Here is a 22341-nt window from a genome sequence, read left to right as displayed (position 1 = left end):
AATAACTTTTTATACATTTTTCTTAATATTTTTAATACTTTTTATACATGTATAGTGCACTAAAGCGTTGAATTTTGTGTATATTTATACTTTATTGTGTATATAAAAATCTCATTAATGTTGTTGTTATCAATAATTGTAATATATTTTAAAATGATTATTCATTTTTATAACATTTTATATGCATTTAAAGAAATAAAAGATATAATAAATAAAGTTAATACAGGAGGAATATATGTGAAAAATTACATGATTATTTTTGCGATAGAAACAGGTTTAGCTGTTATATACGCATTGTTTAGTGGTCTAAAATTATTAAATTTTTTAAACGGTATCTTTACTGTTTCAATGATTGGTTTGTGTATCGGATTATTTATGATGATGTATAGTGATGGGGCATATAGTATTATGGGACATTCCTTTAGAAAGTTTAATTACATGATGGCACCGAAACGAATTAAGGAAACGATGGATGAAGATCCAGACTTCAATAAAGAATTGCGCATCAGACAGGAAAAGTATTTATGGACTAATCCGATTTTATTTGTATCGCTTGGATTAGTGATTATAAGTTTAATTGCTATGTATAGCATTGTGTAGCATATTGATGATAATGATGATGGCCGATATTTTTAATTTATCGGCCATTATTTTGGGATTTGGACTAGTTTTGAGATTTCATGGCCGATATTTTTAATTTATCGGCCATCATCTAGAGATTTGGTCTAGTTTTGAGATTTCATGGCCGATATTTTTAATTTATCGGCCATTATTTAGAGATTTGGACTAGTTTTGAGATTTCATGTCCGATATTTTTAATTTATCGGCCATCATTCTTTACATAACTTCTGTTTTTATTGCTCCCTTGAGAATGATAATTCTGTTTTAAAAATCTTCGCACACTTCTCTCTGGTACGCCGCTCCAATAAACCACGTCTTTAGTCTTAATAATACCTTGATTAATATGAAAGAGATCATCAATTATGTTGTGCAGCATCTCTGATTTCTCATATGTATGTCCACATGCACATGATACAGTTTTAAATTTGTTCAATGCTTCTACCTTATTAATTTGCAGACATTTTGGACAACGTGGACCTGATTTCATCTTTTCGAATGGATAATAATAAATCCTTTCAAATACTTTCGGATTACTTAATTCAACAAGCTTTTCTGCTACGTAAAGATCATTTTTATATGTTTTTCTTTTTAATAAATACTGAATAAAACTATCGATTTGATTATGAAAGAGTATCAATGGATTACCATCATAATTTCGAATAGAGAATTGTTTATTAATAAATATAATTTTACTTTCCACTTTATATCCCCAATTGTTTAACTCCACAATTCTAATGAGTCTGTCATGTGCTGCATCGAGCTGTGCCATAATATTTTTATAGTTCCGTCCATTTTCACTAATGAAATTATCATTTTTGTATGTATATACACCACTATAGTTCTTAACGTCAAAATGATAGATCACTTTATCAACCACTATTAGAAAGTCATATTGTGATGAATCATTATTATCCAAAGTAATGTCCCAAATTTTTATACCTTCAAGTATATTTTTTAGAAGGTTATAAAACATTCTTTCTCCAGATAATCCACTTTTATATCTGAAAAGATTGATGCGATCATTTTCTTGTAATGTAATTCTATCTTCTACTGCAAGTAAATATTGAATATATTGGTCTGGATGATGTACTTTAATAAACATATATTCACCTCATCCACATTATAAAAATTAACATTTGTTAACACAAGAAAAAAGTGAGAAAAATTAATTTCTCACTTTTTTCCTATTCACTATATTTTTTTAAGATAAGAACTGCATTATGACCACCAAATCCCAAACTATTTGTCATCGCATATTCAATGTCGCGGTCAACGCTTTTATTTGGTACAAAATTCAATCCGAAAGCATGTTCATCTTCCTGATGGATTGTTGGTGCAATTTTCCCTGTTTCAATAGAAAGTGCTGTAATAATTGTTTCGATTGCACCTGTTGCACCTAATAGATGACCCGTCATTGATTTTGTAGAAGATACTAATAGATTTTCTGCATGTTCTCCGAATGTTGTCTTAATCGCTAACGCTTCATATTCATCACCAATCGGTGTACTTGTACCATGGGCATTTAAGTAATCAATCTTATCCGCTTCAATGCCGGCATCTTTAAGTGCCATCCTCATCGTACGCACGCCACCTTCACCATTCGGTGCTGGTGCTGTAATATGATGTGCATCACCATTATTACCGTATCCTACAATTTCTGCATAGATATGAGCGCCTCGCGCTAATGCGTGGTCTAAATTTTCTAGTACGACGACACCTGCACCTTCACCCATAACAAACCCATCGCGTCCTTCCTGATATGGACGACATGCTGTTTCAGGATCTGCATTTGTACTAAGTGCACGATTAGATGTAAAACCAGCGATACTTAGACGTGTAATTGGCGCTTCTGTACCCCCTGCTATCATAACATCAGCATCTCCATATTGTATCATTCTGGCAGCATCACCTATAGAGTTCGTTCCTGTTGCACATGCTGTAACAGTACATCCATTTGGTCCCTTTGCACCTAAATCAATAGAAACTTGTCCTGCAGCCATATCAGGAATTAACATCGGAACAAAGAATGGACTAACACGTCTAGGTCCTTTATCAACTAATGTTTGATGTGCATTTTCGAAAGATTCAATGCCACCAATTCCCGAGCCAATCCAAACGCCCACACGATCACTATTATCATCAGTAATTTCTAGTTTCGAATCATTTAATGCTTCACGTGCTGCTACCACTGCATATTGCGTAAATCGATCCATTCGACGTGCTTCTTTCAATGGCATATGATCTTCAATATTGAAATCCTTCAATTCACCCGCTACTTTCACTGCCATATCTTCATGCTCAATACGTGTAATAGGCGCTATGCCGTTAACGCCATTCACAGCATTTTCAAATGTAGTATGTGCATCATTACCGATAGGGCTAAGTGCACCGATTCCAGTAATTACAACTCTATTTTTCATTATTTTCTCTCCTTATCTCCCCAAATTAATGTCATAGCACCGTATGTCAGACCTCCACCAAACCCAACAAAAACTAATTTAGAACCGTTTTTAATCTTCCCTTGTTCTAATTCATGGAATAATGAAAGCGGTATGCTGGCTGCTGATGTATTACCATATCTATCGACAGTAACACTCATTTTCTCTGGAGGTATCCCTAAACGTTCACGTGCTGATTCCATAATACGTATATTGGCCTGATGTGGAATAAACATATCAATTTCTTCTGGCTTTAGACCCGCTTTCTCAACTGACTTCAATGAAACATCACCCATAATACGTACCGCAAATTTAAATACTTCACGACCATTCATTTCAAGTAATCCAGTTTCTTTATTATCAAATAAATATTTACCGCCAGAACCATCGCTTCCCCATTCATGAGATAGGAAGCCATATCCTTCAGCAACTTCACTCACAATGACAGCTGCAGCCCCATCTCCAAATAAAATTGCTGTATTACGATCATTTAAATCTGCAATTTTAGTTAACTTTTCTGCGCCTACTACTAAAATATTTTTACATAACCCTGTTTTAATGAATTGTTCTGCTGTAATTAAACTATAGATAAAGCCTGTACATGCTGCGAGTTGATCCATTGCGGGAACATTTCTTAATCCAAGTTTATCCTGAAGCATCGTTGCTACAGACGGGAATTTATGATCGCCTGTTGCAGTTGCTACAATAACCATATCTATTTCTTCTTTCTTTATTTTAGCATTTTTAATTGCATTTTCACATGCAATGTATGCTAAATCACTCACATCCTGATCAGCTCTTGCAAATCTTCTTTCTTTAATACCTGTCATTTGTGAAATCCATTCATCAGAAGTGTCCAGATAACTTTCAAAATGTTCATTCGTTACTATTTTTTCCGGAATATATACCCCTATACCTTTAATACCGACATTCATATTCGCACCTCTTATATCTACTTTTAGTATCTGGTACTAATTTACCACAAAAAATAAAGAACTTCAAATAGAAGTCCTTTATTTTTCAGCATCGATTTCGAGATAAACATTCGCATTATTTTTAGGTGCTTTTTTGCCATTTGGCAGTTTATCTGTTTTCTTATATTCCTCAATCATTTTTTCTATTTTTTCAATCGTGCTTGATGATACTAACGGAGAATAACCCTGCAGCTCACTAATATTATCTTTCATACCATAATATTTTGTTCCACCCACAAGCCTACCTTCTGAGTATTCTCTTGCAATATCCTGATACAACGTTGAAATATCCTGCACAGTACTTGCCAGAACAAAGTCTCCGAGATAGCTTTGGTCCGTGATATATCCAATTGCTTTACGATCATAATCTTTAACAATTCCCATGACTTCACTGTTAATTCCATCTGCTGCCGGATAAAATACATCCACATCATTTTCAATCATTTTTTTTGTGATGACACTTACATCATTATTATATTCCCAAGTCTTCACAAAAGAAGCCTGAATGACAGTTTTGTTATTTTCATAATATGCACCATCCATAAATCCCTTAACTTCAGGCTGATAATCGAATGCACCTATCACGCCGATTTGATGTGTCTTTGATTCGTGACTAGCTAAGTAACCAGCAAAAAAGCCCATGCTATACGCTTCTATATTAAGTGCAGAAACATTTTTGTGTTTACTTATCCCGTTTGTAAAAACAAAGTGAACATCAGGATATTTTTTTGCATATTCATTAAAGATTTTTTCATACATTGATCCTTGTCCATAAATAATAGAGACATCTCTATCAAGAAATTCATTCAGTACTAGTTTAGTTTTTTCAACATTATCTATATTTTCCTGTATGTAAAAGTTTGAATCATATTCCTGAACAATATCCAGTACTGCTTTGTAACCTTTAGTCCCCCAAGTCTGATCATTGATTGATTCAGGAAAGATAAAACCGACACTATTTATTTCATGATATTTTGGGATTTTAATATAAACTATCGTACCAAGTACTGTAATAAGCACTACTAGAAAAACGAGAAATTTTTTCATTTTTTATTCCTTTCAATGTCAGGGGTATACAATTTGCGTACACTCTTTTATAATAATTAATATAACATCTTTCATGGGGGATAAACATATGCAATATATTATGACATTTGTTTGGGCTTTTATTTTAGTTCAAATGGGTAACTTCGTATTAATGAGTTTAGGTGGCGGAAATGACTTAAACTTACCATTCGCAACAATTATTAGTGTTATCTTTGGTATATTAGCAATTATTATTGCACACCTTGTTCCAAATGAGCCAATTCCAGCACACGAAGAGCATTAAAAAAAAACGAGACAGCTGTCTCGTTTTTTTTATACCATAAATTTAACTTCATCATTTATGCGATCTACTTTAATCACTGTTCCTTCTGAATAATCTTCTTTAATCAGTAATCTAGCTAAAGGCGTTTCGATTTCTTTTTGAACAAATCGCTTCAATGGTCTTGCACCAAACTGTGGCTCATAAGCTGTGTCGGCAATCCATCGCTTGATTTCATCCGTTAATTCAACTTTTACACCACGACTATCTAAACGCGTATTTAATTCACGCACTATTTTATCAACAATAAATGTCATATCATTTCTACTCAATGGTTTAAACAGTACAATATCATCCATACGGTTTAATATTTCTGGTTTAAAGTGTAAATGTAATGCATCCATTACATTCGTTCTTGCTGTCTCTGTAATTTCTTCATTTTCAATGCCATCTAATAAATATTGTGATCCGATGTTACTTGTCATAATGATAATAGTATTTTTAAAATCCACGATTCTTCCTTTAGAATCTGTTAAACGGCCTTCATCTAATAATTGTAATAATACATTAAATACATCGCTATGTGCTTTTTCAATTTCATCTAATAAGAGCACTGTATATGGATTTCTTCGAACCGCTTCAGTTAATTGTCCACCTTCTTCATGGCCAATGTAACCAGGAGGCGCACCTATTAATCGAGAAACTGCATGTTTCTCCATATATTCACTCATATCAATGCGTACCATATGTTTTTCAGAATCGAATAAAGTGCTGGCTAACGTTTTAGCAAGTTCAGTTTTACCGACCCCTGTTGGCCCTAAGAATAAGAAACTTCCGATAGGACGATTAGGATCTTTAATTCCAGCTCGTGCACGTACGACTGCATCTGCTACTAAATCAACCGCTTCATCCTGACCAACGACACGTTCATGTAGAATCTCAGATAATTTTAATAATTTCTCTTTCTCAGTTTCAACTAATTTACTTACTGGAATGCCCGTCCATTGTGAAACAATATAACCAATTTCTTCTTCAGTTACAACTTCTCGAATTAAACGGTCAGTGCCTTTCGTTTCTTCAATCAAACTGTCTTCCAGATCAGCTAATTCTTTCTCAACTTGCGGTATTTTACCATATTGTAATTCAGAGGCTTTACCTAAATCATAGTTACTTTGAGCTTCTTCCAGCGCTGTACGATATTTATCAAGTTCAGCTCGTTTTTCCTGAACGATACTAATTTGAGATTTTTCTTTTTCAACACGTGCTTGTAAAGTCTGCTGTTTCTCTTTCTCATCTGCAAGTTCACGTTGAAGTTCAGATAAACGGCTTTGACTCTTACTATCTGTTTCATTTTTCAATGCTTTTTCTTCAATCTCGAGTTGTAATACACGACGATTCACAGCATCTAGCTCTGTAGGATTAGAACCCATTTCCGTACGAATCGTAGCACATGCCTGGTCTACAAGGTCGATCGCTTTGTCTGGTAGAAATCTATCTGTAATATAACGGTCTGATAATTCTGCTGCTGCAACAAGTGCTGTATCCTGAATTCTTACTCCATGATGCACTTCATAACGTTCCTTTAAACCACGTAAAATTGAGATCGTATCTTCTAAATCAGGTTCAGCTACATTTACTTTCTGGAAGCGACGTTCTAAAGCTGAGTCCTTTTCAATATATTGTCGGTATTCATTTAAAGTTGTTGCACCGATACAATGTAACTCACCACGCGCGAGCATTGGCTTTAACATATTACCTGCATCCATGGCACCATCTGTTTTACCTGCGCCGACTAACATATGGATTTCGTCGATGAATAATAAAATTTTACCATCTGATTCTTTAACTTCTTTTAGCACTGCTTTTAAACGTTCTTCAAACTCACCACGGAATTTTGCGCCTGCAACAAGTGCTGATAAATCAAGTTCAAATATCGTTTTATCCAGTAATGCATCAGGTACATCTTTTTTTACAATACGTTGCGCTAATCCTTCAACAATTGCTGTTTTACCTACACCTGGTTCACCAATTAAAATCGGATTATTTTTTGTTTTACGGCTTAATATACGAATCGTATTACGCACTTCTTCATCGCGTCCGATAACCGGATCCATTTTTCCGTTTCTTACTTCTTCTACTAAATCACGTCCATATTTCTTTAATACTTCATATTGAACTTCCGGATTTTGTGTCGTCACGTGGTTTCCTCCTCTAATCTGATTTATGATTTCAAATACTACTTCAGCTTTATTACCAACAAATGATCTTGTAGGTGCATGTGTTTCAATTGCAGCTAATATAATATGTTCTACAGAAATATAATGATCATCCATTTCATTCATCTTTTTTTCTGCTGCATTCAGTAGCTGATTAATGCCATTGCTTAAATATTGTCCATACTGGACATTACCCTCTACTCGGGGCATTTTAGTTAATGCCTCATTTAAAATGCTCTCATATGCTTTTATATCTAAATTACTGCGTTCAAATATAGTATTTAACATGCTGTCACTTTGTATTACAAAATGTTTCATTAGATTTTCTACTTCTATCGTTTGAAGTTTTTCTTCTACTGCGTCATTTTGAGCAAATTCTAAGGCAGCCTGTACGTTATATGTCATCTTATCTATATTCATCAAATCACCTCATCAATAGTTTGACTATCTTTGACTATAATAATATTATAAAACCAATTCACAGAAAAAACAAATTATCCACCTTGTATCTAACACAAAGTATTATTTTTATAAGAAATCATTATTTCTTGTATGATATAATATATTCAATCTAATAAAGATACGGGTGATACAAATGGTACATACTGAATACCATGAAGCAATAAGTATAATCAATTACATAACTGAAGAAGGTAAGCTTGAGACATATGAACAAAATCAATATATTTATCAGGCAGAGGATCCTGCGAATGCAATATATGTCATTAAAAGCGGTAATGTAGTTATTCATCGTGTATTAGAAGATGGAAAAGAATTTTCAATGAAATTACTAGGTCCAAGAAATATCTTTGGTTCTACAACTTTATTTTGCGGATTAAAAAAACATTCATTATTCGCTAAAACAAAGACAAAAGTTTCTGTTTATAAGATGGATATCGAACAGTTTGAAAATGCTATATTAAATGACGAAGTGTTAAACTATGAATGGTTATTGTGGATTCAAAATGAGAACGCAAAGCAGGAATATAAATTAAGAGATTTATACACGTTAGGTAAAAAAGGTGCAGTGTACTCTACACTAATAAGATTATCAAATACCTATGGTACTTCAACTGAAGACGGCATCCAGCTTAATATTGATATGACGAATAATGAGTTAGCTAACTTTGGCGGTACAACACGTGAAGGAGTCAACCGAATTATCAGCGATTTGAAGTCTAAAAATATCATAGCGACACAAGGTAAAAGGATTACGATAAAAAATATTGACTATCTTAAAGATCAGATTAATTGTGAAAATTGTCCGATTAATATTTGCAAAATGGAATAAAAACAGAGACATGAAAATGTCTCTGTTTTTAGCTTACACCTAATGCTATCTTAGCGTAACGGCTCATCATGTCTTTTGACCACACTGGATTCCAGACGATATTTACTTCAACATCTTTTACTTCTGGTAATTCTCCTAGTGCAGTTTTAACCTGATCGATAATTTGTGGGCCCATCGGACATCCCATTGATGTTAATGTCATATCTACATTGACTAATCCATCATCATCCATATCTACGTGATAAACTAGTCCTAAATTTACGATATCTATACCTAATTCTGGGTCGATAACATTCTCTAATGCACCCATAATACTATCTTTCATTGCTTCTTCCATTTATATCACCTCATTATTTGTTATAATCTAAATATAACAAATATCAAACTTATTTCAAATTAATAAATTTTCATACTGATTAAAGGAGTTTTTACTTTGGAACAACATCTCATTTGCCTCGATTTAGATGGTACACTACTCAATAACAATCAACAGATAACGCCTTATACAAAAGAAATCATTAAGAAAGTACAAGCGTTAGGTCATCAGTTTATGATTTCAACAGGACGACCATATCGTGCAAGTCAGATCTATTATACAGAGCTTGGACTGACAACACCGATCGTTAATTTTAACGGTGCTTTCGTTCACCATCCTACCGACATGAAATTTGAAACTTTCCATCAGCCTCTAGACTATAAAGTGGCACGTGAAATATTCGAAAAAATTCCCCATTTAAATATTCAAAATATCGTTGCAGAGGTAAAAGATCATGTTTATCTTCATTATCATGACGAATATTTATTTGAAGGATTTAGTATGGGTAACCCGCTAATTGAAGTCGGCAATCTTTTAGATAGCATTAAAGAACCACCAACATCAATTCTCATTCAGGCAGAAGAGAAAGAAATACCAAATATTTATCAACATCTGGATGATGTTTATGCTGAGCACTTAGAACATAGACGATGGGGTGCTCCTTTCCCGGTTATTGAAATCGTCAAAAAAGGTATCAATAAAGCTGTCGGTGTTCAAATTGCATTAGATTATCTTAACATTAAAAGAGAAAATACGATCGCTTTCGGTGACGAAGATAATGATCATGAAATGATTCAGTTTGTGAATACTGGTGTTGCAATGGGCAATGCAATTGATGATTTAAAAGAAATTGCAGATGATATTACCGATTCAAACAATGAAGACGGTATCGGAAAATATTTAGCGCGTTATTTTAATATAGAATAGAGGCTTTAATTATGAAGGTTATTGTTATAGGCGCTGTAGCAGGTGGTGCGACTGTGGCTTCTCAACTTAGAAGATTGAGTGACGCAGAAATTACTGTATATGAAAAAGATCGTGATATGAGCTTTGCAAACTGTGGGTTACCCTATTATTTAGGTGGGGAGGTAACACCTCGAAATAAACTGATTGCTGCAACTGAATCTTCTTTTAAGACGAATAAATCAATTACAGTGAAAACATATCATGAAGTTGTTTCAGTATCAGCTGAAAATAAGGAGATTGTTGTAAAAGATATTAAAAATAATCGTACTTTTACTGATACATTTGATTATTTAATCTTATCACCTGGTGCAACTCAAGTTAAATTACCTGTTTTACAAGGTAATCATGTGTTTACACTGCGTAATTTAGAAGACACTGATAAAATCAATAATTTTATTGAAACTGAAGGTGCTAAAGATATCCTAATTATCGGTGGAGGATACATAAGTTTAGAACTAATCGAAAATTTAAAAAATCGTGGATTAAATATAACAATGCTTCATCGCAGTTCGCATCTACTTAAATCCGTCGATCCGGATATGACGAAGCACATCCCTGATATACTCGAAGCACATGGAGTACGTGTTTTATTAGACGATGAAGTGAAGACATTGGATGGTAAAACTGTACAGTTAAAATCCGGTCGCAAATTTGATTATGATATGATCATTACAGCACTTGGTATTAAACCAAACACACAGTTTTTACAATCTAGTAAGATTGAACTGACTGAAAGCGGACATATTAAGGTCAATGCGTATTTCGAGACAAATATCCCATATATCTACGCTTTAGGTGATGCAATCCAGACAAAATATCGTCATGTTGATTATCCAGCTCAAATTGCACTTGCCTGGGGTGCGCATCGTGCGGCAAGTATTATCGCACATAATATCGTTAACCCTCAGTCCACAAAGTTCAACGGTCTGCTTGGAACGAACATCATTCGATTATTCGATTATACATTTTCAAGTGTCGGTATAACGCCGAATATGCTGGATAACTTTGATTATGAAATCGTTCAACAAACACAAAAACATCATGCAGGTTATATGCCTGACGCAGAACAAATTTCAATCAATGTTTATTTCGATAAGAAGACGCGTAAAATATTACGTGCTTCAGCATTCGGTAAATATGGTGTGGATAAACGTATCGATATTATCGCAACTGCTATGATTGGTAATCTGACAATAGATGATTTTAAGGATATAGAGATTGCATACAGTCCTGTCTATAGTAGTCCAAAAGATATTATCAATATGCTCGGCTATAAAGCAGAACAAAAATAAAAAAACCGCATTTTGCGGTTTTTTTATTTTTGATTATTTTGCTGATTCGCTATATATCTTTTTCTATTTCGAGTTGCTCCGATAATAAATAAAGTGAATAATATGATAATCGCACCAGCAGCAATTAGGTAACCATTGTTAAATCCTTGATTCTTCACAACTGCGTATAGTTCCGCTTCTTCACGATTTGTAATCAGTGAAAACTTATTATCTTTATAATGAATACGGTCTCCTATTAATAATCCACTTAACATTTTATCTTTAGGCACGCGTTTGCTATCCAGCTTAATATTCGTTGCCTTGCTCGTATTATTAATGTTATAGATAAAGTCGACCTTGTTAGTATCAAAATAAATTAATTGATTACCTTCTTTATTATAGATAACTTCGGATTTACCATCAAACATTTCATCATACTTTTTATAAACACCACTTGTAACTTCTAAATATTCAATAACTTCTTTATCAACGCGGAAATCAAGTAACTGATGAATATCAGGTGCCTTATCTCCGTTCATTGCTATTTCAGTACCATATGTCATACTGATAGGCATTTTTTGAACCATTAAATAACTCATCAGCTGTTTAATACGTGTACCAGGAAACATATTTTCATTCGCTGCGTAATTTGTAAACCTCGGCATAAAGAAGTTATCACTTGCTAGTAATTCATTCTTTTCGTACTTTTCAGGGATTTCCTGATCTGTTGTCTTAAAAGCGTTAGCGATTGCCTTCGTAGTAGCTAATTTTTGAATATGTTTGAAGCCACTAACAGTAATATCTTCATTTAATATTGCGATTGTTTCAACATTTTCAGGGAATATTGCTTTTGCATCAATACCATCCTGCATAACGTACATCGAAACACCGTCGATATGATATTTATCAACAAATTGTGTCACTGATGTTTTGAATTTTTTTTGGTTATTACTATTTTTTAAGTCGATGATTTTCATGTCCTTAAAATAAGCTTTTTGAAAGTCATTCATCTTCGTGTCATTTGTCTCAGTATAGCCTTCTGTTACAGTAGATGGAATATCTACAATAACTTTCATCTTTTTATCATGAGCGAGTTTAATCATTTTTTTAAATTGTTTCTCGCCACCATAAACATCATCAATCGTATTATAATTCTTAACTTTATAACCTAAATAATCATTTTGATCTTTTTCGAATACCGGAGAAAGATGAATTGTATTAAATCCCATCTTCTTAATATAATCCATCTTATTGATAACACCGTTTAAATCTCCACCATATGGTAATGTATTATCTTTTTCGTTATGAATATGTTTGTTATTCGTATCATTGGCATTCATAAAACGATCGATTATTAAACTATAAATACGTAAATCCTGTTTTGTAGCGGCATCTGCATTCTGGTGAAACGTTAACAATAAAAGAATGCTTGCTAGTAGCGTTATTAATTTTTTCATTATAATTACCTCACTTTAGTCGTTATATTTGATTATACTAAAATAAATAGAACGTGGGGAGAAATTCATAAAAAGTTCATGAATGAAAAAAAGAACCTCAATTCTGAGGTTCTTAATGGATTATTTAAACATACCTGTGATTGGTCCAAGTGGTAAATGAACACCTAGTCCAATCGTAATGATTGCAACTAAAATCACAATATAGAAGAAGTTTCTTGAAGGTTTCTTTCTCTTCTTACGTGCTAAAGTTACTTCCATCAATGCAATTGTTGCTAATCCTAATAAAAATTTAAATCCATACATCATTGCATCTGCATTCATTGCTTTAAAGAAGATGTAACATCCACTTACTAGAGCAAGTAAAGCAAAGATACGTAATAACATCATCAGTGGTTTAAAATATTTGCTTGGTCCTAAACGATCTGAGAAGTTTTCATATGCTGCAAAAAAGACGATTAATAAAACAACCCAACTCATGATGTGTAAATGTAACATACCAGTGATCATCATTGTTCCCCCTATCTATAATACATACTCATATAGTTTAACATATAATTAATATTTTCGTTACTAATGCGTTTAGTTTCTTCACTATAATTAAATTTTTCCATAAAAAAGACAGTCCGTTTTAAAGACTGTCTCTCTATTAAAAATTTTTATTCTCCAACTGTGTTCATTAAAGTACCGATACCATCAATCGTTACTTTAATTTCATCGCCACGTTTTAAGTAAACAGGAGGATTCATACCTGCTCCAACACCACTTGGTGTACCCGTTGCAATAATGTCTCCTGGGTGAAGCGCAACATATTTTGAAATTTCGGCAATTAAATCATCAATCTTTAATACCATATCTTTCGTGTTACCATCCTGACGAATTTCATTGTTAACTTTCGTCACGATATTTGCATTCTCAGGCATAGGTAATTCATCTTTTGTAACGATGTATGGTCCCATCGGACAACCACCCATTAAACTTTTTGAAAGAAATGCCTGTGAATGTGCTTTCTGTAAGTCACGTGCTGTAATATCATTGATAATTGTATAACCATAAACATAATCCAATGCCATCGCTTTTGGAATTTTATGTCCATATTTACCGATAACAACACCCAATTCACCTTCGTAATCCAGTGCGTTCGTTACGTCACTATGTGAAGGAATTGCGTTACCATCACCGATTAAACTTGATGGTGCTTTAGTAAATACATATAACTGATCTACTTCATTATTTAACTCAGATGCATGTTCTTCATAGTTACGACCAATAGCAATAACATTATTTGTAGGTGTAACAGGTGGTAAGAACTGAATCGCTGTAAATTCATATTTATAATCAGCTTTTTTTTCAGAAGCTTCAACTTTTTCAATTGTTGCACGCACTAACTCCTGAAAATCTACTGTATTATTTTGCTGTAAAGCTTCAAGTAGTGTTTTAGGATAATCCCCTTCCTTGAAATCAGCAAATACTTTTACTAAATCCCAGGCTGCATCCTCACGTTTAACTTTGACACCATATGTTTCTTTATCGCCAATCTTAAATGTTAAAAACTTCATTCTGCTTCCACTCCTCTTTTGTGTTGCCCTCATTATACAGAATATTGTCATAACTTTCATGCTTTTTAGATTTATCTATGATTATTTTTATAATGTTTGTCACTCACGTTACTTAAAACAATGAATAATATAGCTATAATAAGTGCAACAATCACAGAATACTGCAATAAATTTACGATAGATGGTGCTGGATACGGTAAATTATATATTCCAGTAAATAAACTATAAATGACTAGCTCTATTATACAAATTGTAATGATATATAGTAGTGCATACATTGTCATCTCTTCTGTCTTATACTGCCTCTCAATGTATCTTAAGCATAAGATTATTAAAAGCATTAATCCTATCCCTTGTAAGCCTGAACCGAGGATCGCCAGTGAAAATTGCAGAAAACTATAGCTAAATTTAAAGATAAGTAGCTTTACAGCTGTTCCACTAATTAAAAAAATGAGCGCCTGAATGATGATATTAATTGAGTCTTCCCTTTTATTACGATGATACATGCCCATTAATAATCCCGGCAACATTCCGATAAATATCACTACGATATAATGTAATAAATGTGAAATAAATAAGATAATATTTAAACGTATAAAATCAAACAATTGATGTTTATTATAAATCTCTATAAACTGCTGAAATTGATTTACATTTAAAAATGCTTCATAATCTTTAAACAGAATCATTAACGGAATGATGATAATCAATAAAAATCCAGCATATATACTGCCAGACAACAATAAATATTGTCTGGAAGATATTTGCTTTCTACTTAATAACTTTAATATCGGTAATATAACTGCTAGCCCTAACATCACACTCATTCTTGTGATAAATAATGAAAATAATAAGCTAAATAGTATAAATAATAGCATCGATTTATTATTGAGCTTACTTAAAATAGAAAAACGATACGCAATAATAAATCCGAACATACTAAAACTTACAAATAAAATCATCATGATATATAAAGATAAGGTTGGCATCTCCATTGCATTATAATATTCAAACGGATTAATCAGTTCAATCGGCTGATTGATTAAAAATGCCACACTTAATGTATATAATATAAGTGGTATTGCATATAGCACATGTACTAAAGTTGGTTTCATGCTTTCACCTCTACTAATCCACCTTCAAAGAAATACAGATAAGGTTTTACAGGGGCATTTAACACCGTTTCTAGTGCTGCTTTATAATAAGTCATCTGAACGCGATAGTTCTCTGCCATAGCATGTATTGTTTCCTCAATCGTTCTGCCTAACCTTGGCACAACTTTATCTGTCTTATAATCTAATAGATAATATTCATCATGATATTTAAACACACAGTCGATCATCCCCTGTACAAGTTGATCTGGATGTGCATCGACTAAATATTGTTTGCCGATAACAAATGGCAGTTCATGATATACTTCTTCAGCCTCTATTAACATACTGAAAATTTCAGATGACATAAAGGTCTTGATATGCGCGATATTAATATATGCCACATCTTCAGCAGCAATCAATTTCTTATCAACTAAACTTTCAATGAAGTCGTGTAACTCACTATCATTCATTCTTTTCTGTGGCAAGTGCTGCATAACGAGATGCATTAATGTTCCGACTTCCTGCGCTGTTTTCTTCTGTTCAGTCATAAACTTCGGTCGATCAAATTGTTTCTTACCAAGTTTATATTGATTGACATACGTCCACATTGTTAAGTCGTCTTCTAATTCTGCTTTCTTAATATCAGATACACTTTCTTTTGTCGGTAGCGTAAATTCTTCCTCATATGGATAACGATAATTTTCTAAGTCAGTTAACCATTTTAATGCTTCTAAATCTGCATCGACTGAAGGTTCAGTAATATCTGGTTGAATAAACTCAAGTTCAGAAATCATAGTGACCGGAATATGAAGCGGCGCATCAGGCTGTAATATCGCAGGCAGGATAAATGCTAGAGGCGTCGTAGCATTCATACGATAGAAAAGATCAAGTTTATCGTGCATATCAATATTGTGATACTTCTCTAATGCTTCTTCCGTTCGAACAGAACCAAGTAAAATTAATTTCTCACGTGCACGTGTAAATGCTACATACATGAGACGTAATTCCTCAGATACTTGTGACAATCTGAGCTGATGCTTGAATATACCATTTAACATTAAAGGAAATGAAACATTTGCTGTTGCATCGAAATAATTAATTGACAATCCCATACGCTGGTCTAGTAATACATCTGAGTTCATATCTCTTAAGTTAAATTTTTTATTTAAACCTGCATAGATTACGAATGGAAACTCTAACCCTTTAGAAGCATGGACTGTCATCATTCTTACGACATCCGCTTCATCCGATATGATATTCACTTCACCAAAATCCTTTTGGTTATTTAACATATTATCGATATATCGGATAAACTGGAAAACACCGCGATAACTTGATTGTTCAAAGTTATCAGCTAAACTAAGTAACTTATTTAAATTTGCTTCTCGCTGTTGCCCGCCAGCTAATAATAAATATTTTTCAACAAAATGTGTATCCTCATATATATATGACACTAACTGACTTACACTCATCGATTGTTGACAGTTACGATAATCTTCAATATCACTTAATACTTTTGTTACTTTTGTTTTTAAAGTATCATTGCTGCCACTCTCTTTATACTGCAATAAGTTTTGATAAAGATAGATTGAAGTATCGATAGATCGAATCGTTGCAATTTCATCAGCGCTAAACTGATAGATGATGCTACGTAATATACCTGCTAACGGAATATCCTGCAACGGATTATCAATAACGCGTAAAAAACTCATGATAGATTCTATTTCATCTGTCTTGAAATAACCTTCCTTACTGCTCACATGAAATGGTATATTATATGCTTTCATCACCTGCATATGTGTCACTGCATTACTAAAACCACGTTCAAGAATCGCAATATCTTTATATGTAGCTTTACGGTATTGTTGAGTTTTTACGTCATATACTTGCTCATTTTCAATAATTTGCTGAATACGTTGCGCAATGTAATGACTTTCGGGATGTTCTAACGCAATATGCGCTTTATTGATGACTACCATTTCTGTTGATTGTCGTTCATCGTCAAATGGTGCACCGTAATATAGTTTTTGTGCATCATCGTACTCGATATCACCTATCGTTGTATCCATAATACGTTCAAATATTGCATTCGTATCATCAATAACAGAAAGACGTGATCTAAAGTTTTTAGAAAGTTCAACAACTTTACCGGTTTTCTCTATTTTAAATTCAGCATATTTTTGCAGAAATAGCTCAGGTTCAGCTTGTCTAAATTTGTATATCGATTGCTTAACATCACCAACCATAAATAGATTACCTGAAGATTCCGGATGTTTTTTGATTGCCTGAATAATACTTTCCTGCACACGGTTAGTATCCTGATATTCATCGACTAAAATTTCATGATAATGTTCACATAAATTTTGTGCAATTTCAGTTGGTTTACCGTCAGATAATAATATCTTCAATGCAAAATGCTCATAATCACTGAAATCAATTACTTTTCGTTCGCGTTTTAATGTTGCGAAACGCTCAATCACTTGAGCCGTTAGTTCAGTTAGTGCAGACACTTCACCGTACATTGCCTGTATATCTTCTGCCATTTCTTGTGGTGGCGCATATAACATACTTTGAAGCGTGGCAATAATACCTTTTACTTCAGATAGATCTTTAGTGATTAAATCATTCATCGTCTTCGCTTCCGGATCATCTTTAGTCTTTACAGTTGGTTTACGTCCAAACGTAATATTCTTAATCACTTCATATTGAGCGTCTAATCCATTCGGCATTTCAAGACTTTTATCGATATTCTGTAAATATGCTAACGTCTTCTCAAACACTTCATCCATGCAGTAATTTTCTGCACGTCTGATAAGATATCGTGCATGTTTTATTGACGTTTCGATAATCTCAGCTAAACGTTTGAAATTTTCATCTTCTGTGTGCGCATTTCTGTAAGTTAGTCGAATATTTTGTAACCATCGTAGCGGTTCACTATTAGCGATCGTAAAGTAATATAATTTAGATAGTAAGGCGCGTAATTCATTGTCACTGCGTTCATTTGTTAAATGTAGGATTAACTTTAAATAGTTATCATCCAGACGTTCATACGCCTCTTCTAAAACTTCATCAATCGCCTGCATCAATAATAGTGACATTTCTTCATCGTTTCCTGTCCTGAAAGTAGGATCCAAATCGATTGTATAGTAATATTTCTCGATTAAATTCAAACAGAAACGATGAAGGGTTGATATTTCTGCCTGATGAATTTTAATGAGCTGGTTTTTAAGATGTTCTGTTGGATTATTCCTTAATTCACTTAATATTCTTGCATGAATACGTTCGCGCATTTCTTTGGCACTCGCATTCGTAAAAGTCACAATCAGCATTTCATCGATATTTATTTTTTGATCGATTATTTTACGGATAATCCGTTCAACGAGAACAGCAGTCTTACCACTGCCTGCTGCCGCTGATACTAAAGTATCCTGACCAACTGTTTCTATCGCAAGCAACTGGTCTTCAGTCCACGTCATCGCCATCAGTTTGTTCTCCTTTCATTACTTCTTGAATAGCATCTATCTTTTCATCTTTTACACGGATATCCTGTGCATTTAAAATTGGATCGATATGACAAACCGGTTTGAAATCACAAAAATCACACGGTAACTTATTATCATAAGATAAAGGCATAATACTACAGTCTCCAGATAACACATTTTGCGCCGTTTGTTTAAAGTTATTACGATTATGTTCAATAAAGCGATAAAGCACATCGACAGGTAATACTTTAGATGCAGCAGTAAATTCTCCTGATTTTTTTAAACTAGCAGGTACTATATCTGATTTATTCGATTCACTTATCGCATCATCAAAATAACTCACCAGATCTAAATCATCAATAATATAACCGTCCATCTTATATGCCGCAGCTCTTTTCTTTAACAGATCTTCGGACATTTCATTTTTATGATTCAACTTAAGTTTTGGTTCATAAACATGAAAATACAGCATACCTGCAGGAAGTGTTGTCTCTTTGAGTCCAAGGGCTGATTTATTTTGTAATACGACATCCATATAGGTCATCATCTGCATCTGAATGCCATAATAAACTTTACGTAAGTCAAGGGCTGTTGACCCGGATTTATAATCTATAACAGAGACATAATCCTGATTCATATGATTTAATATATCTATTCTGTCTATCTGACCACTAATTTCGACCTTTTTTCCAACAGGTAAATTAATCTTTTGACTTTCAAGTGCTCCGCCTTTACCGAATCGAGTTTCAAATTTAGCCATCTTAAATTTACTTTGTTTCTGATGTGACTGAATCATGCTAAATGTATCAGTCAGCATCGCTTCAATCTTAAGCATCATAAAACGATAATGTTGTTTAGAATACATTATTTCAAACTGTACGTTCGGTAAATGTTGTGCTAAATATTGACGTACTGCTTGTCTGATATCCTCTTTAGAAACTTTAAATAATTGGTCTTTATACGTTTCTCCTAAATATGCTAATACTTCATGATAAATATTTCCGAGCTGGAAACTTTGCAGTTCATAATTATCACGAGGTCTCAGTCTTAATCCATGATCAGCAAAATGTTTAAAAGCACATTGATTATAGCTTTCAAAGCGCGATACACTTGCTTTTATAACATCACCATATAGTGTATCAATATTTATTTCATTCAACGGTTTTGTCTGGTTACGGTATTTACCTAGATCAAATATATCGCTGTAGCCATTGTTATTGTAGTAGTTAATAATAGCCTGCCACTCAGCATCCTGATAATGATGCGCTGCAACATTAATACCAGTATTTATCGTCGTTATTCGTTCGTTTGGTTTAAATTGTGACGTGTTAACTGTATGGGTAAGAGTGATGCCTTTAATATCGTTAATAAAAGGAGAAGGACGCATCGCCTCATAAGACTGATTCATCAAACTATATGACAGGAAAAGCAATTCAGCTGCATTGGTCATCGCTATATACGCAACAAAACGTTCATCTTGCGTCAATAAATCAGTGGTTGGTGCTAATTTTAAGCCACCGATATCTGATATATTTCTTTTTTCATAATCAGTAATAATTGCATCTTCTTTGATGCGACGTGGTAATATTTCATCATTCAGTCCACAAATAAAGATAACTTTTTTATTTTCAACTTTAGCTAAATCTAAGTTCAAAATTTGTATTTGATCCAAGCCTTGTGGCGCAGCACTATATTCTAAAGCAACAAGTCCAACATCTAAGATTTCTGCCATTACTTGATAAGGTAAATCTTTATCACGTAGTACTTCAACAAAATCGTCTAACACTTGGTTAATACCTGTTAACAATTGATCAAACTCAAGCGCCTTATAATTTTGTCCCACTTCATGCATCTTATCACGGCTTGCCATCAAATATTCAGGTAACTGAATATTTAAAAGGAATTGATATAAGTGTGTAGCAAATTCATTCGCATTCGTAGCATTCATCAAACTAATTCTTAAAAGCTCAATAATTTCCAGTGTCGTATCTATGTATTGTAAAAACTGCTCCCACACTTCCGTGGAATACATATCATCTTTATTAAATTGAAGCTTTCTTCTTTGAATCAAGTCTTTATATTGCATACCTCGTGTTATCATTACATTTTCAAGCATATCAACAAACTGTATGTCTAAACGTTCAACATTTTTCGTGAGTAAACCTGTTTTTAGTGCTCTAAACAGATGATCGATTTGATAAGTATTTTTAAAGAAATCAAGTAATGAACGAATTAATTCTATACTATGGTGATGATGCATCACTTCTTTTTTATCCGTATGATAAGGAATCTTCAGTTGATTTGCTCTTTTAATTAAAGCATCCGCATAAGATTGATCGCGATATAATACGGCGATATCTTTATACCTGTATTCAGATTTTCCTAGATTATATATTTTATGCATAATTGCATTCACTTCAGACTGGATGTTATCTGATTCTAATATTTCAATTGAAGATTCAGGATAAGCATCTACATGAATTGCATCGAAATTTTCTTCTAAATGGTTTAAAGCTGCATTTTTAAAACGATATTTCGTAATAAATTTTTTGATTTCAAAATCAATATGAGCAGTCTTTAAGTATTCTGTAATATCATGATAAGTTTCTTCTGTTTTACGAAATAAATCACTTCGCTTTTCCGGATCAATCGTTAATGCAATCGTCACAGATTTTGCATGTCTGCACAGCGCTATAATAACTAAATATTCGATTGTCGTAAAATTATAAAATCCATCTATATATATATCAGATTGCTTTATTGATGCAGATGATTCTATCAGCTGAATTAAATGATAGAGTGTGTCTTCAGATTGCATAAATTCATTGATCATTTCATTATTTAAATGATCATAAACAAGTGCAATATCATGCAGTTTATCCTGCGTTCTTACTTCTAAGTTAGCAGTCGATAAAGCTTTTAATTGCTCAACTGTTACATTATATTTTTTTAATTCACTGATCGTCTGACTGAGTTTTTGACTAAATCCATAGTACTGGCTCGATGTCTGGAAACGACGTAATTGCGTTTGTTGCTGCAATAATACGTCATACGTCAACATCTCAATGCCCGCTTTTGAAATCAATGATAAATCCGTGCCACCAAGTTCACTTTTCAGACGCCAATATAATCGATCAAAAGAATATATTGCAGTACGCATACTTCCTTTGATTAATTCATCATGACTTAACGCTTGTTCAATTGAAAATGTACTTTGTCTCGGTGCAATCATAATAATTGGATCACCTAATGCTTGTTCTTTCAATTTATCTTTAATGGATTCAATAATATAATGCGTTTTACCGGTACCACGTCTACCCATCAAAAATTTAACGGACATAAAATTTACCTCC

General features: G+C 33.4%; 17 protein-coding genes. 5 read left to right on the top strand and 12 right to left on the bottom strand.

What is annotated here, in order from left to right:
• Positions 1 to 237 precede the first annotated feature (237 nt).
• Positions 238 to 600, top strand: a complete 363-nt coding sequence (locus tag KFV12_RS04555; RefSeq protein WP_254257409.1) for a DUF3899 domain-containing protein — start codon at positions 238 to 240, stop codon at positions 598 to 600.
• Positions 601 to 820: 220 nt separating this feature from the next.
• Here the strand turns inward: KFV12_RS04555 and KFV12_RS04550 are convergent, their stop codons facing one another.
• The 4 genes from KFV12_RS04550 to KFV12_RS04535 form a co-directional block, all read right to left on the bottom strand.
• A complete protein-coding gene (locus tag KFV12_RS04550; protein ID WP_254257408.1) occupies positions 821 to 1723 on the bottom strand; it encodes a nuclease-related domain-containing protein in 903 nt (300 codons plus the stop codon).
• A gap of 82 nt (positions 1724 to 1805) precedes the next feature.
• Positions 1806 to 3041 (bottom strand): beta-ketoacyl-ACP synthase II, encoded by a 1236-nt coding sequence (gene fabF, locus KFV12_RS04545; RefSeq protein ID WP_254257407.1) that lies wholly within the window; start codon positions 3039 to 3041, stop codon positions 1806 to 1808.
• Positions 3041 to 3994, bottom strand: coding sequence for a beta-ketoacyl-ACP synthase III (locus KFV12_RS04540; RefSeq protein ID WP_111714377.1), 954 nt, complete (start codon positions 3992 to 3994; stop codon positions 3041 to 3043). The genes fabF and KFV12_RS04540 overlap by 1 nt, the downstream gene beginning before the upstream one ends.
• A 78-nt stretch (positions 3995 to 4072) precedes the next feature.
• Complete coding sequence (locus tag KFV12_RS04535) at positions 4073 to 5080, bottom strand: BMP family ABC transporter substrate-binding protein (RefSeq protein ID WP_254257406.1); 1008 nt, start codon at positions 5078 to 5080, stop codon at positions 4073 to 4075.
• 88 nt (positions 5081 to 5168) lie between these two features.
• Here KFV12_RS04535 and KFV12_RS04530 point away from each other — a divergent pair, with 88 nt between their 5' ends.
• Positions 5169 to 5363, top strand: coding sequence for a YjzD family protein (locus KFV12_RS04530; RefSeq protein WP_099578644.1), 195 nt, complete (start codon positions 5169 to 5171; stop codon positions 5361 to 5363).
• Positions 5364 to 5392: 29 nt separating this feature from the next.
• On the opposite strand, the gene clpB is transcribed toward KFV12_RS04530, so the two are convergent.
• A complete protein-coding gene (gene clpB, locus KFV12_RS04525; RefSeq protein ID WP_254257405.1) occupies positions 5393 to 7975 on the bottom strand; it encodes an ATP-dependent chaperone ClpB in 2583 nt (860 codons plus the stop codon).
• Between the two features lie 175 nt (positions 7976 to 8150).
• Between clpB and KFV12_RS04520 the strand changes: the two genes are divergently transcribed.
• On the top strand, positions 8151 to 8846 hold the full coding sequence (locus tag KFV12_RS04520) for a Crp/Fnr family transcriptional regulator (protein WP_254257404.1): 696 nt from the start codon (positions 8151 to 8153) through the stop codon (positions 8844 to 8846).
• Positions 8847 to 8874: 28 nt separating this feature from the next.
• Here the strand turns inward: KFV12_RS04520 and KFV12_RS04515 are convergent, their stop codons facing one another.
• Entirely contained in the window at positions 8875 to 9183 is a 309-nt protein-coding gene (locus KFV12_RS04515; RefSeq protein WP_099578638.1) for a metal-sulfur cluster assembly factor, read from the bottom strand.
• Positions 9184 to 9279: 96 nt separating this feature from the next.
• Here KFV12_RS04515 and KFV12_RS04510 point away from each other — a divergent pair, with 96 nt between their 5' ends.
• Together KFV12_RS04510 and KFV12_RS04505 are read left to right on the top strand one after the other, a co-directional pair.
• The gene (locus KFV12_RS04510; RefSeq protein ID WP_111714373.1) at positions 9280 to 10089 is read left to right on the top strand and encodes a Cof-type HAD-IIB family hydrolase; all 810 of its coding nucleotides are present in this window, start codon (positions 9280 to 9282) and stop codon (positions 10087 to 10089) included.
• Between the two features lie 8 nt (positions 10090 to 10097).
• The gene (locus KFV12_RS04505; RefSeq protein WP_254257625.1) at positions 10098 to 11420 is read left to right on the top strand and encodes a CoA-disulfide reductase; all 1323 of its coding nucleotides are present in this window, start codon (positions 10098 to 10100) and stop codon (positions 11418 to 11420) included.
• Between the two features lie 23 nt (positions 11421 to 11443).
• On the opposite strand, the gene KFV12_RS04500 is transcribed toward KFV12_RS04505, so the two are convergent.
• The 6 genes from KFV12_RS04500 to addB all read right to left on the bottom strand — a co-directional run bounded on the left by KFV12_RS04500 (position 11444) and on the right by addB (position 22328).
• A complete protein-coding gene (locus KFV12_RS04500) occupies positions 11444 to 12856 on the bottom strand; it encodes an alpha-amylase family protein (RefSeq protein ID WP_254257403.1) in 1413 nt (470 codons plus the stop codon).
• 120 nt (positions 12857 to 12976) lie between these two features.
• Positions 12977 to 13366: a YisL family protein gene (locus KFV12_RS04495; protein WP_367304771.1), complete on the bottom strand. Its 390-nt coding sequence runs from the start codon at positions 13364 to 13366 to the stop codon at positions 12977 to 12979.
• Between the two features lie 146 nt (positions 13367 to 13512).
• Entirely contained in the window at positions 13513 to 14412 is a 900-nt protein-coding gene (locus tag KFV12_RS04490) for a fumarylacetoacetate hydrolase family protein (RefSeq protein WP_254257402.1), read from the bottom strand.
• A gap of 71 nt (positions 14413 to 14483) precedes the next feature.
• Complete coding sequence (locus KFV12_RS04485; protein WP_254257401.1) at positions 14484 to 15527, bottom strand: hypothetical protein; 1044 nt, start codon at positions 15525 to 15527, stop codon at positions 14484 to 14486.
• Positions 15524 to 18988 carry a helicase-exonuclease AddAB subunit AddA gene (addA, locus tag KFV12_RS04480; RefSeq protein ID WP_254257400.1) on the bottom strand — a complete coding sequence of 1155 codons (3465 nt, stop codon included), beginning with the start codon at positions 18986 to 18988 and terminating at the stop codon, positions 15524 to 15526. Before addA ends, KFV12_RS04485 begins: the two co-directional genes overlap by 4 nt.
• Positions 18969 to 22328, bottom strand: a complete 3360-nt coding sequence (gene addB / locus KFV12_RS04475; protein ID WP_254257399.1) for a helicase-exonuclease AddAB subunit AddB — start codon at positions 22326 to 22328, stop codon at positions 18969 to 18971. Before addB ends, addA begins: the two co-directional genes overlap by 20 nt.
• Positions 22329 to 22341 lie beyond the last annotated feature (13 nt).

The sequence above is a fragment of the Macrococcus epidermidis genome, assembly GCF_024205965.1.
GTDB classification, from domain to species: domain Bacteria; phylum Bacillota; class Bacilli; order Staphylococcales; family Staphylococcaceae; genus Macrococcoides; species Macrococcoides epidermidis.
This window is presented reverse-complemented; position numbering and strand designations above follow the sequence as displayed.